The organism is Bacillus sp. 166amftsu (assembly GCF_900107445.1).
Classification (GTDB): Bacteria; Bacillota; Bacilli; order Bacillales; family Bacillaceae_G; genus Bacillus_A; species Bacillus_A arachidis.
Window position 1 is genome coordinate 354950 of record NZ_FNQA01000002.1, and the last position, 11556, is coordinate 366505.

General features: G+C 32.2%; 16 protein-coding genes. 14 read left to right on the forward strand and 2 right to left on the reverse strand.

Annotated features, from left to right (window positions below; all coding sequences use genetic code 11):
- Genes BLV40_RS08515 through BLV40_RS08525 form a run of 3 tightly spaced genes read left to right on the forward strand, consistent with a single transcriptional unit; the run spans position 1 to position 2194 of the window.
- The gene (locus BLV40_RS08515; RefSeq protein ID WP_090688963.1) at positions 1-435 is read left to right on the forward strand and encodes an SseB family protein; all 435 of its coding nucleotides are present in this window, start codon (positions 1-3) and stop codon (positions 433-435) included.
- 60 nt (positions 436-495) lie between these two features.
- The gene (locus BLV40_RS08520) at positions 496-1806 is read left to right on the forward strand and encodes a WXG100 family type VII secretion target (RefSeq protein WP_090688968.1); all 1311 of its coding nucleotides are present in this window, start codon (positions 496-498) and stop codon (positions 1804-1806) included.
- 13 nt (positions 1807-1819) lie between these two features.
- Positions 1820-2194: a hypothetical protein gene (locus tag BLV40_RS08525; protein ID WP_090688970.1), complete on the forward strand. Its 375-nt coding sequence runs from the start codon at positions 1820-1822 to the stop codon at positions 2192-2194.
- 225 nt (positions 2195-2419) lie between these two features.
- Here the strand turns inward: BLV40_RS08525 and BLV40_RS29130 are convergent, their stop codons facing one another.
- A complete protein-coding gene (locus BLV40_RS29130; RefSeq protein ID WP_244525356.1) occupies positions 2420-2611 on the reverse strand; it encodes a hypothetical protein in 192 nt (63 codons plus the stop codon).
- On the opposite strand from BLV40_RS29130, the gene BLV40_RS29135 reads away from it, so the two are divergent.
- From BLV40_RS29135 to BLV40_RS08560, 7 genes are all read left to right on the forward strand, one after another.
- On the forward strand, positions 2604-3404 hold the full coding sequence (locus BLV40_RS29135; protein ID WP_244525357.1) for an EndoU domain-containing protein: 801 nt from the start codon (positions 2604-2606) through the stop codon (positions 3402-3404). The two genes, BLV40_RS29130 and BLV40_RS29135, sit on opposite strands and share 8 nt — an antisense overlap.
- Before the next feature lie 22 nt (positions 3405-3426).
- Positions 3427-3732, forward strand: coding sequence for a hypothetical protein (locus BLV40_RS08540; protein WP_090688974.1), 306 nt, complete (start codon positions 3427-3429; stop codon positions 3730-3732).
- Between the two features lie 655 nt (positions 3733-4387).
- Complete coding sequence (locus BLV40_RS28480) at positions 4388-4792, forward strand: hypothetical protein (protein ID WP_090688978.1); 405 nt, start codon at positions 4388-4390, stop codon at positions 4790-4792.
- A 13-nt stretch (positions 4793-4805) separates the two neighbouring features.
- Positions 4806-5186 carry a hypothetical protein gene (locus BLV40_RS08550; RefSeq protein ID WP_090688982.1) on the forward strand — a complete coding sequence of 127 codons (381 nt, stop codon included), beginning with the start codon at positions 4806-4808 and terminating at the stop codon, positions 5184-5186.
- A gap of 706 nt (positions 5187-5892) precedes the next feature.
- The gene (locus tag BLV40_RS29140; RefSeq protein ID WP_244525358.1) at positions 5893-6111 is read left to right on the forward strand and encodes a hypothetical protein; all 219 of its coding nucleotides are present in this window, start codon (positions 5893-5895) and stop codon (positions 6109-6111) included.
- Positions 6112-6128: 17 nt separating this feature from the next.
- Positions 6129-6263, forward strand: a complete 135-nt coding sequence (locus BLV40_RS29610) for a hypothetical protein (RefSeq protein ID WP_280138894.1) — start codon at positions 6129-6131, stop codon at positions 6261-6263.
- A gap of 12 nt (positions 6264-6275) precedes the next feature.
- Entirely contained in the window at positions 6276-6716 is a 441-nt protein-coding gene (locus tag BLV40_RS08560) for a hypothetical protein (protein WP_090688985.1), read from the forward strand.
- A gap of 519 nt (positions 6717-7235) precedes the next feature.
- Here the strand turns inward: BLV40_RS08560 and BLV40_RS29145 are convergent.
- On the reverse strand, positions 7236-7385 hold the full coding sequence (locus tag BLV40_RS29145; RefSeq protein WP_244525359.1) for a hypothetical protein: 150 nt from the start codon (positions 7383-7385) through the stop codon (positions 7236-7238).
- On the opposite strand from BLV40_RS29145, the gene BLV40_RS08565 reads away from it, so the two are divergent.
- From BLV40_RS08565 to BLV40_RS29150, 4 genes are all read left to right on the forward strand, one after another.
- Positions 7378-7632: a hypothetical protein gene (locus BLV40_RS08565; protein WP_244525360.1), complete on the forward strand. Its 255-nt coding sequence runs from the start codon at positions 7378-7380 to the stop codon at positions 7630-7632. The two genes, BLV40_RS29145 and BLV40_RS08565, sit on opposite strands and share 8 nt — an antisense overlap.
- The gene (locus tag BLV40_RS08570) at positions 7632-8234 is read left to right on the forward strand and encodes a hypothetical protein (RefSeq protein WP_244525361.1); all 603 of its coding nucleotides are present in this window, start codon (positions 7632-7634) and stop codon (positions 8232-8234) included. Before BLV40_RS08565 ends, BLV40_RS08570 begins: the two co-directional genes overlap by 1 nt.
- 27 nt (positions 8235-8261) lie before the next feature.
- A complete protein-coding gene (locus tag BLV40_RS08575; protein WP_090688988.1) occupies positions 8262-9494 on the forward strand; it encodes a PoNi-like cognate immunity protein in 1233 nt (410 codons plus the stop codon).
- A 590-nt stretch (positions 9495-10084) separates the two neighbouring features.
- Positions 10085-11233 (forward strand): hypothetical protein, encoded by a 1149-nt coding sequence (locus BLV40_RS29150; protein ID WP_244525362.1) that lies wholly within the window; start codon positions 10085-10087, stop codon positions 11231-11233.
- Positions 11234-11556: the final 323 nt, after the last annotated feature.

The window sequence follows — 11556 nt, forward strand, 5'->3', positions numbered from 1 at the left end:
ATGAGTTTACTAGAAATTTGTCCGTTAGATGAGGTGCTAGTAGAAGCATTGCAGAATGAAGAAAAAAGAGGGCATTTTTACGATGTTTTACAAAAATCAAATCTATACGTTGTCGCTTCTGTAGAAGGGGATACAAATACAGATGAAGACGGCAATTTGATTTCTACAGATAATACACAATTACAAATTCATTATTTTGAAACGGAAGAAGGATTAATGTTACCGCTTTATTCAGATTTAAAGCATTTAGAAACAGTGATTCCAGAAGAATGTCCGTATGTTTGTATGAATGCTGTTGAATTATTACAGACAGTAGATTTAGAGGCGAATGTGATTTTAAATCTAGGGACACCATTTCAAAAGTTATTTGTAAAGGAAGAAATCGAAGCCATTTGTGATGGTAGTATCTTTGATATTTTTTCTAAAGAAGTATAAGTAATAATGGATGCAGTTCCTGCTCTTTTTGGTATAAAATAGAGGAAGGTGGGAGAAGGTTTGGAGATTAAAGTCAAACCCGAACAACTCGAACAAATTGCCAAAAATATCTCAGAAATGCGGAGACACAGCCAGAATGTACAACAAGATCTTAATCAAGCGATGTTCAGTATTCAAATGCAGTGGCAAGGAGCAACGAGTCAGCGTTTTTACGGGGAGTATGTGCGATCGACGAAACTAATGGAAAGGTATATACATAACTTACAAGAAACAGAAAAAGATTTACGGCGCATTGCCCAAAAGTTTCGTCAAGCAGATGAAGAATATAAAAAGAAACAAGCAGAAAAGGTAAAAGAAACACCGAAAAAGAAAAAGAAAGAAGAAAAATCGTGGTGGGAAAAAGGATTAGATGAAGCAGCAGAATTTTTTGGTGTAAACGATGCGATTAGAGCAGTTACAGGAAAAGACCCTATCACTGGTAAAGAGCTATCTACAAAAGAAAGACTCATTGCGGCAGGCTGGACGATTTTGAACGTTATTCCGGTTGGAAAAGTCCTTAGTATTGCTGGAAAAGGAATTAAGTATGGCGGGAAAATAGTTGTAGAGGCAATAGAAAAAGGCGGAAAAGCCCTTCTTGATGTAGCGAAGAAAGTACCAAGTAAAGTAAAAGAAGGCGTATCTTTCGTTGCTTCTAAAACGAAAAGTCTGGTTGATAAAGTAGGAGACCTATGGAATAAAGGAAAAACGAAAGTTAAAAACGATTTTCTAGAAGCTGGTAAGGCATTCCGTTATGGGCTGAAAAAAATGGGAGAATATGTGCCGAAATTTGGTGGAGGCCCTATCCCTGTAATGGAAGGTGCAGGCAAGATTCCTAGTGGAGGAAAGAACCTGCTGAAAGATGCTTATCAGTATGTGAAAGAGACTGGTGAGAAGGTTTTTGGTAGTGGTGAGAAGGATGTTGTTAAGGGAGCTAACGGTTTAAAAATTCCTCAGGGATTAACAGAAGAACAGTTTTCCAATATGAGTAACTTATTAAAGAGCGAATTAGGAAACATAAGTGATGATATTTTTGTACAAGGTAGTAGAGCGGGAGGAACTGCAAAATTAACATCAGATATTGATATAGGTGTCCGTGTAAGTGAAGAGCAATTTGAAGGACTTGTAAAAAAATATTTTGGAACTCCAAATCCAGGATCCGCAAAAGAAAGAACTATGCTTCATGCTTTAGAGACTGGAAAAATTCAAGCGGGTGAAGCTAAATTGAGAGGACTCCGAAAAGAAATAGAAAATTTATTAGGGATAGAGGCTGATGTCTCTATAATTTTAGAGCGTGGAAAATTTGATAACCCACCATATATACCTATTAAATAAGGAGGAGTATAGGTTGGAAGATTTATATTGTAAAGTTTTTATAAATACTATTCAATCAATTGAAGAGTTAACTGAAAAAATTTCTGTTTGTTTACATTTGGAACATGATAAATTTTTTTCTATAGAAGGTGATTATTTCAGTGTTGATGTTATAAAAAATAAAGAATTTGATGAAGAAAAATCGAAAGAGTTTCCAGATGGCTTTCTTTACTTTCCATATTTTTTAGATATTGATACATCTGATTATAATAAAAGCAGCGATTATAAAAAAGAAATCAAAAAATTGCTTGTGTTTTTGTGGGAAGAGGGTTATCAAGTAGTTGCCTCATGTGATTTTGAAAATGAGCTACCGTATAAAGGTGGATATAACCAAAGAATAAATTATTGAAATTTATAATTGGAATTGCTAATTTTGCTAGAGTCTGAGGAAATAGAAATGTAGAGATGATTTAAATCTTTTTATAGTGTTATTTATAGGAGAATTTATCTATACGATTTGAACTGGAGGATGTGAATAATCTTCCAGTTTTTTTATTGAAGTGGAAAAAATCTAATTAATAGAAAGAGATTTAAGCCATCTATGACAACTAAGAAACATTGTTAAAAGCTTCTATTAAGCAGCGGGATTTATCAGTGTAAATGATGATATCAGAGCAGTTACAGGTACATATCCATGTACAGGTAAAGAGCTATCCACAAAAGAAAGACTCATTGCGGCAGGCTGGACGCTACTAAACTTTGTACCAATTGGAAAAGCCGCAAGCCTTGCTGGAAAAGGAATTAAGTATGGCGGAAAAATGGCCATAGGAGCAATAGAAAAAGGCGGAAAAGCCCTTCTTGATGTAGCGAAGAAAGTACCAAGTAAAGTAAAAGAAGGCGTATCTTTCGTTGCTTCTAAAACGAAAAGTCTGGTTGATAAAGTAGGAGACCTGTGGAATAAAGGAAAAACGAAAGTTAAAAACGATTTTATAGAAGCTGGTAAGGCATTCCGTTATGCGATGAAAAAAATGGGAGAATATGTGCCGAAATTTGGTGAAGGCCCTATTCCTGTAATGGAAGGTGCAGGCAAGATTCCTAGTGGAGGAAAGAACCTGCTGAAAGATGTGTATCAGTATGTGAAAGATACTGGGGAGAAGGTTTTTTGTAGTGGTGAGAAGGATGGTGTTAAGGAAGCTAACGTACCTAGAATAAAAAATACTATACCCGAAACTACAATTAAACATGCCGATTTAGGAGATTTTAACTCAAATAATAGATTAATTAATGGGGGACATGGTCAAAGAAATATAGAATATTTAAATAAAAATAATATAGAGTATCATATTGTAAGAGAATACCCTAATGGTGTTAGAATTGGTAACATTCCTAGTCATAAGAATAAATTTAAAAAGAGTGGTACTGGGCAAGCTTGGTTTCCAGAAAGTTGGAGTGAATCTAAAATCATAGAAGCTGGAAATCATGTAAGTAGGCTACATGAAAATAAAAGTCTACCAGATGGGAAATGGGCGTTTGCTGAATATGATGGAGTTCGTGTAGGCATTATAAAAAATGACGGGAAAGTGGCTACTATCATTCCCGATAATTCAAAACAACCATAAAATTAGAAGGATAGTGATACTAATGATTGATAATAAAAAAGTAAAAAAAATAATTTCGGAAAGAAAAAAATTACACCCAGATGATCCAGCGGTAGAAAAAAAATGGAGTGAGTTAACAGACATATTCAAGGAAAATGAAAAAGAAACTATTAAATATTTAGAGAATTGTGAGGGGGAGGAACTGGAATGGATAAGTGAAATATTTGAGGACATATCTGAAAAACTACAAAGTAAGAAATTTATTGATACTTTGGAATTACTAGAAAAAAAATATCCTGAATTAGATTTGAAAATGGATGTTGAGTTTGCCAAAAAGGCTATAAATTAATTATTTAAAGGTTTTAAGGGTAAAATACTGAATACTTGAATAATATACAGATGATTAAAGACACTTTTACAAAGGATTTAGATATCATTAAAGATAAAAAATAATATTTGAATTGTTATTTTTCTATATATTGGAAACTAAGAAAGGATTTATAAAAAACAAGATTGAATGTTTAAGGGAACGGTGGGCATGTTAAACTGAAAAGTGTTCGAGGAATTAGCTATTTTGTGAGTTCCTCGGGCACAGACAAAGCTACATGTCTAATAAAAGAAGTCAACAGCAACGTTAGGAGAACGTAGTGGTCTGTTGACTTCTTTTATATTGTTATTATGCTAAAAATGTACAAGTCTATTTGTTTAAAGAATTCATTTAATTATATTTTTCCATTAACTTTTGAGCAGAGTAATATTTATATAGCTCTATCAATTCATCAATAGAAGAAAAATATAAAAAACCAGAAAAAATAACGAAATATCGTTCAAAAGATTCATCAAACAGCTGAATTTTTAGTATGGATGCTAGAGAAAAATCTTTGTACAGGCAAAGAGCTATCCACAAAAGAAAGACCCATTGCGGCAGGCTGGATACTACTAAACTTTGTACCAATTAGAAAAGCCCGAGCCTTGCTGGAAAAGCAATTAAGTATGGCGGAAAAATGGTCGTAGGGGCAATAGAGAAAAGCGACAAAGCCCTTCTTGATGGAGCGAAGAAAGTATCAAGTAAGCTAAAAGAAGGCGTATCCGTCGTTGCTTCTAAAACTAAAAGTCTGGTTGATAAAGTAAGAGACTTGTGGAATAAAGGAAAAACAGCCGTTAAAAATGCCTTTGTTCAAGCAGATAAAAAAATCCAACATGTAATTAAAACATTGTTGGAGTATGAATGGATTCCTGGAGAAGGCGCTTCCATTTCGCTAGCAAGTGGAAGGAAAGGCCGAGGTGTCCATCGAGGTTCATATTATGGATATTCAACAGGCCCAACTGGAAAAGTTAAAGTTATAAAAAGTACAGATGGATATATTGCTACAACAAATGATAAAGCAACAGTAATACAAATTGATTAGAGAGGAAAGTATTATGCAAACAATACCTATAGGAAAGTCCTTTGAATTGATCTTAGATACACTATCTCAATGTGGGAGTGATATTCTGAAATTATCAGATGAAATGATTGGGTACTATGTTTTAGAAGAGTGTATTATTGGAGCAACTTCATTTTTTAATAAATTTACTTTAGAAAGGTTAGAAAGTGCAGGGATTATTGATTCAGAGATATCAGAAAAAACCACATCGTTGCAAAGAAAATTAATGAATTTGGACAATAGTGATTTATGGAATGTACAGTCGATAAAAAACAATCCTAAATGGAAAGAAATAATGGATTTATCTGATGAAATAAAAGAGCTTATTTATAGAAAATGGAATGATGAAGAGATTGTTTATTTAGTCGCATTGTAATTGCTTTTATTGTTAGATTTCGAAGTTAAAGAGAAATATGTCAAAAGAACTAACCAGCTAGAAATGATTATAGTTTGAAAACGTAGTCTCATTGAAAAGCGAGTCTCTTTTTAGTATATTTTTGTTAGTTTAATAGGTTGGAGGTTCGTTCAATTAGAAGACGGCTTTTATAGTCAGATGAAAGGAAAAACAGAATATAATTTAAAATAATTATGAAAAAGCTCCAGTAATCTTATGAATCATCACTGGGATCTTTTTTTATCCAAATATCTATATTCAGAGCGCTACCTTCAATAATATCCAACTCATTCCTAGCCAAATCATTAATATATTGTCTTATAGCATTGTTTGTAATTTTATCAATCTGTTTAGTTTATTGGGATGAATGACGCCATAAGAAACAAGAAAAGATTCTCGTACAGGGAAAAGGACGAAATTCTTTGAAAGATGCGTATCAGTGTATGAAGGAGACTGGGGAGAAGGTTTTTGGTAGTGGTGAGAAGAATGTTGGTAGAGAAGTAAGAATAGTGTAAGAAAAACTGGCATAGGTAAAACCGGTGAAGGGATACCTTTAGAAGAGGTAAAGCCAGATGTACTTAAACAGATACATGCTGATGATAAGGGAGTATATGGATATTTACCAAATGGAGGTACTGCATACCATAAACCGGAATATGATTTTACAAATGTTGAATGGACAAAAGAAATGCAAAATATAAGAAAAGATTATCTTGATGCATCTAAGCAATTAGAAAGTAATATAGAAAGAATGATATCTGAAGGGTTTTCTAAAGAAGATATAGCTAGACATGTTGTAGAATCACGTAATCAGCAAAAAATTGCAGCAAGGGGAGATATGACCGCTACGGAGAGAGTTGGTTTAGGGGAAAGAAATATTAAAAAATACGGTAAGGTAATCCAATAGGACCAACAGCTGAGAGTATGTTTAATAAGATAAAAGATTCATACATTGATAAAGGGATTTATGAGCCAGATGAACAAGTGTGGGGAATTATTATTCAAAAATCTATGCAAAAAGATGATGTAATAAATACACTATTAGGATTAGTACATTAGGAGGGGGAACTTATGATAATACTGAATAATTATTCTAAGGCTGGGACATATATTATATTAGAGCATAGCGGATATTCAATAGTTGAAAAAAATAAAATACAGTTATTAAGACAAGGTGTAGGAGGATTTAGTGAAGATGGACAATTGTTAGGCATTTATGTTGATTCAGATAAATTCTTTTTTATACATAATGAGAAGAAATATGAGGCAATTCCTGATGAGGTAATCTGTATAAATGAGAGAATAGATGATGGAAAACGTAACTTTAAAGTTAAAATAATGAATAAGATTGTATGTAATATTACATATAAATCTTATATAAGTCCATTTGTTTTAACTTTTGGCGATGATGAGGATGAATTTGATTTTTTACTATACCTAAGCAATTTGATGTTAAGTAAAGATTCCATTTTAAGCTTTATTAAAGGAATGAGGAAATTAAAAAAATCTTAAGAAGTTATAACATAAGGAGTATAATTTTACCGTAAAACTACAAATTATCTGAATTTATAAATTAAAACGGAAAATAATTAAATCACAACATAAAGAAGATTATTTACTCTATTATATTAATAATGCAGTATGGAGTAACCAAAAGGAATAGAAGAAACTAATTTTGTTTTTAGTAATTTATATTAGGTGGATTTTGGTAATTCGACGTTAAAAAATATAGATTTTGATTCTACAATTATAAGATATTTGTAGTAGTGACTTGTATTATTAGTTTGCTAGATTATGAGAGTAAACTAGCAAGATAAGATGTAAAGGCAAACGGTAGCAAGGTTAATCTAGAAAATGGCTGAGAATTTAAACTGGAAGATGTAGATAATCTTCCAGTTTTTTTATTTAAATGAAAAAATAGATATAATTAAAAGAAGGGAATATAAGAAAAATGAGAAAAACTATGAAAAATTGTTTAAAAGTTTTAACTAGTAACTGAATTTTTCAATGTAAACGACAGTATGAGGGTATTTACAGGTAAAAAGATCCCGTCACTGGAAAAGAACGATCCACAAAAGAAAGACTCATTGCGGCAGGGTGGACGCTACTAAACTTTGTACCAATTGGAAAAGCCGCGAGCCTTGCTGGAAAAGCAATTAAGTATGGTGGAAAAATGGTCATAGGAGCAATAGAAAAAGGAGGAAAAGCTCTTCTTGATGGGGCGAAAAAAGTATCAAGTAAGCTACATGAAGGCGTATCTTTCTTGGCATCAAAAGCAAAAGGGCTAAGTAATAAAATAGGGGATCTGTGGAATAAAGGAAAAACGAAAGTTAAAAACGATTTTATAGAAGCAGATAAGGCATTCCGTTATGGGCTGAAAAAATTGGGAGAGTATGTGCCGAAATTTGGTGGAGCCCTATTCCTGTAATGGAAGGTGCAGGCAAGATTCCTAGTGGAGGAAAGAACCTGCTGAAAGATGCTTATCAGTATGTGAAAGATACTGGGGAGAGGTTTTTTGGTTCTGGTGGAAGTAAAAAAACAAATGTGGATGACTTTAATGCGGAAACAGCTACAGCTAAACAAAAAGGTAATTTTGGTGAAATAAAATCAGGTGATAATTTATTAAACAATCAAAGTATAAAAGATGCTGGATATGACTTAAAGGTAATAGGCAGGGATTTACCATCAACCATAGATGATAAAATAGTAAAAGGGATTGATGGATTATACGAAAATACAAGTGCAGAATCAAAGATCAAATATGTTATTGATGAATCTAAGTTTGGTAGTTCACAATTAGGAAAAACTAAAGATGGATTACAAATGTCAAATGATTGGTTGAGAGGTACGAAAACTAAAAAAAGTAGAATATTGAAAGCTGTTGATGGAGATAAGCGATTAGCAGATAAGATTACGAAAGCGTTGGAAAAAGATCAAGTAGAAAGAGTACTATCAAAAGTCGATAGTAGTGGAAATGTGAAAACATATAGAATAGATGCAGATGGTAATATAATTGGAGAATGGCCTTGATTTAGAAGCTAGGAGGAATCAGATGTAATGAGAGATCATTTATGTATAGAAGAGAAATGTAGGGAAGGAATTGAATATAATAAAGAATTTATTGAAGAAAATAGAGAGGATATTAAAAGTTTAGAAGAAGATACTGAAAATGGAATTCAAAGATATTCTAAAGATAATAAAAGTATTATAGAAGGAAGATATCTATCAAATTTTATTTATGAGTTGGAGGATATTAATGCAAAATACTCTTTAGGGGAAGCTATCAATACAATGGAAGTAGATTTTGAGAATGCCGTTATTGATTTAGAGCATATAGGGAAAAGAGAAGTTGGATATATAAATCTGATTTGGATGATATCTTTAGGAATTTTATTAGAAACGGATAAAAAGAATATTGTAAGTTTAGCCAAGATAGTTGAGAAGGAAAATATTAATGATTCAGTGATTGATTTTTTATTATGTGCTAGTGATATCGGATACACAAAAATCACCAATGTTTATTTTAAAGAAAATCCATATGCAAAAACAAGAGAGATTATAGAACTTGCGCAATCAGATAAGAAAGAAGCATCTAAAAGATTGAAAACGTATATGGAAAAAGAATGGTTTAAGGGACATTATGATTATGAATGGAAAAATGCACATAAAGAACCTGGATATGTAGGGTTTTGGAGCTTCGAGACAGCAGCACTAGCAAAGATATTAGAACTTGACGATACAAGCCTAGTAAATAATAATCACTATCCATATGAATTGGCGCATTACAAGAATTCAATGAAATTCAAACACATCTCCTTAAGTGAATATAACAATGAGGATGAGATGGAAGAGATAGATGAAATAATAGAAGGAATTGAAAATAATCCTTTATTGGAAAAAATTATTCCTTCAAGATGGCATTCGTTTGTCAATGAATTGATACATGATTATGAGATTCTAGATGATAGTGAGTTTTATGAAAAATACAAAAAACTGATAGGACTAGATCAAATTTGGTTTTTATTACAAGAGTATAAAAAAGAAAATGAGCAAAAAAATCTCTTAGGAAGTTTAATTGTTTTTGCAATGACCGAAAAAGGATATATATTGCAATTGGATTATAAAGAAGATGTCGAAGAATATGATTCAAGTATGAAAAATGACTGGAATGATTCAAAAACAAAGTTAGTTCAATTTATATTAAATAATGATCAGAATTATTATGCATTGGTACCGATAGATGGAAATATTGGGAATATGTATGAGGTTATTGTTAAAGATGTAAAGTAAATGTATTTAAAAATCAGTAAAAAATCTATTTTGTTGGTTTTAATGAGTAACTTTTCAATCAATCGAGTACTGTTAAGGGATATATTAATAAATGTGTGTAAACTAAGTTAAATTGAATGAATGATAAAATGGAGGTAGTTGGAAAATCCGACTGCCACTATTTTTTTAGTGGGCTTGACTTTATAATTTAGGGTACGGGTAACCTTATTGGAAAAGTTTTAGAAGATAGGTCTAGAGTCGTAAGAACTAAACTATCTGATTTATATGCCAATAAAATAAATTAACAGTAGTGTTAGAACAGTGAAGTGACTGTTAGCAGTTTTATTGTGTTACTCGTTGGTTTATCTTTATAATTTGAACCGGAAGATTGGTTATATCTTCCGGTTTTTTATTTGAATGAAAAGATAGATATAATTAATAGAAGAAAAATATAAAAAGCTAGAAAAAATAACGAAATATCGTTTAAAAGCTACATCAAACAGCTGAATCTTTAGTGTGGATGATGAAATCAGAGGAATTATGGGGAAAATCCTTGTACAGGTAAAGAGCTATCCATAAAAGAAATGCTCATTGCGACAGGCTAGACGCTTTTGAACGTTATTCTGGTTAGAAAAGGCCTTCTTGATAGAGCGAAGAAAGTATCAAGTAAGCTACATGAAGGCGTATCTTTCTTGGCATCAAAAGCAAAAGGACTAAATAATAAAATAGGGGATCTGTGGAATAAAGGAAAAACAAAAGTTAAAAACGATTTTATAGAAGCAGGTAAGGCATTCCGTTATGCGATGAAAAAAATGGGAGAGTATGTGCCGAAATTTGGTGGAGGCCCTATTCCTGTAATGGAAGGTGCAGGCAAGATTCCTAGTGGAGGAAAGAACCTGCTGAAAGATGCTTATCAGTATGTGAAAGATACTGGGGAGAGTCTCTTGGGTAGTGGTGCTAAGATTACAAGTAATTCGATTGAAACTTTAACAAGGGACCAAGCCAGACAAGTGGCAGAAAATTTATTGGAGAGGGGAGAAATTAGTCTATCTGATTTAAAATCAATGATTCCTTCAGGCATTCCAGACTCAATTGTACCCACAGGTACAATTGTAGATGGAGCGAAGTATCAGTTTACACTTGCCGATGGACAAAAGGCAATAATACGATGGCATGCACCAGACCCTGTAGCTGCCAGTAAGTATCCAGGATCAGCATCAGGTACTCGCTGGACAGCGCAAGTAAAAATAGGTAACAAACAATTAAAAATAGATGGGACTTGGACGAAAAATCAATCTTTAAATGAAGTTCATATTCCAATAAGGGGGGAAATGATAATGAATCTAGAAGAGTACGAAAATTTACCTGATGTATTACCAGTTGAAACATTAGTGTCAATGTTTCAAGGGGTATTGAATGATTTTGAACAAAAGAAAATAGATACAAAAAACTTTTTGCTCATTCTTAGTGAATTGATGGATAGGCAAGTTATGACCTATGAGCTATTAGAAAGTGAAGTAAGAAACCATATAGACATGGTTCTTAGTGAATTATGGAATACAGATTCTTATGATGATGTGGATATAATTCTTTCACTTGTTGTAAATCTAGGATTGAAGAATTGTTTTCAAAAAATTAAGGATTGTATAAATCAAGATAAAAATATAGATAATCTAATATTAAAAGAAATATTAGAAACGATTGATGAGGTTGGAGATAATATATCGAATCCATATTATAATCTAGAAAGGTATAAATAAAGATCTCAAAGGATTTTGTATAAAATTAGGCGATAAGATATAAGTTATAGATCTTTACAAGTAGAGTTCTTGTATGATTTTTGTAAGATTATTTTATGGTATAATTTGAAAAACAATCCTTCCCTAGGAAACTAGCAGAATTATTTTACACAGAACGTTTTCCTACGAGTTAGGCTTTTGAGAGTTTTAGAGGTTGAATGGTTGCTCAATTTGAAGATGTATTTTGTATTTAGATAAAAAAGAGGAAAATAAAATCAGTTGGAAGGCTTATTTAGTCTTCTTTTTTTATTGACATGAAAAAAGAATAGCAGGAGATTTAAATC

Coding starts and splice junctions, on each gene's coding strand:
- BLV40_RS08515 (WP_090688963.1), top strand. CDS start 1: ATGAGTTTACTAGAAATTTGTCCGTTAGATGAGGTGCTAGTAGAAGCA.
- BLV40_RS29135 (WP_244525357.1), top strand. CDS start 2,604: ATGGCCATAGGAGCAATAGAAAAAGGCGGAAAAGCCCTTCTTGATGTA.
- BLV40_RS29130 (WP_244525356.1), bottom strand. CDS start 2,611: ATGGCCATTTTTCCGCCATACTTAATTCCTTTTCCAGCAAGGCTTGCG.
- BLV40_RS08540 (WP_090688974.1), top strand. CDS start 3,427: ATGATTGATAATAAAAAAGTAAAAAAAATAATTTCGGAAAGAAAAAAA.
- BLV40_RS28480 (WP_090688978.1), top strand. CDS start 4,388: ATGGTCGTAGGGGCAATAGAGAAAAGCGACAAAGCCCTTCTTGATGGA.
- BLV40_RS08550 (WP_090688982.1), top strand. CDS start 4,806: ATGCAAACAATACCTATAGGAAAGTCCTTTGAATTGATCTTAGATACA.
- BLV40_RS29140 (WP_244525358.1), top strand. CDS start 5,893: ATGCAAAATATAAGAAAAGATTATCTTGATGCATCTAAGCAATTAGAA.
- BLV40_RS29610 (WP_280138894.1), top strand. CDS start 6,129: ATGTTTAATAAGATAAAAGATTCATACATTGATAAAGGGATTTATGAG.
- BLV40_RS08560 (WP_090688985.1), top strand. CDS start 6,276: ATGATAATACTGAATAATTATTCTAAGGCTGGGACATATATTATATTA.
- BLV40_RS08565 (WP_244525360.1), top strand. CDS start 7,378: ATGGTCATAGGAGCAATAGAAAAAGGAGGAAAAGCTCTTCTTGATGGG.
- BLV40_RS29145 (WP_244525359.1), bottom strand. CDS start 7,385: ATGACCATTTTTCCACCATACTTAATTGCTTTTCCAGCAAGGCTCGCG.
- BLV40_RS08570 (WP_244525361.1), top strand. CDS start 7,632: ATGGAAGGTGCAGGCAAGATTCCTAGTGGAGGAAAGAACCTGCTGAAA.
- BLV40_RS08575 (WP_090688988.1), top strand. CDS start 8,262: ATGAGAGATCATTTATGTATAGAAGAGAAATGTAGGGAAGGAATTGAA.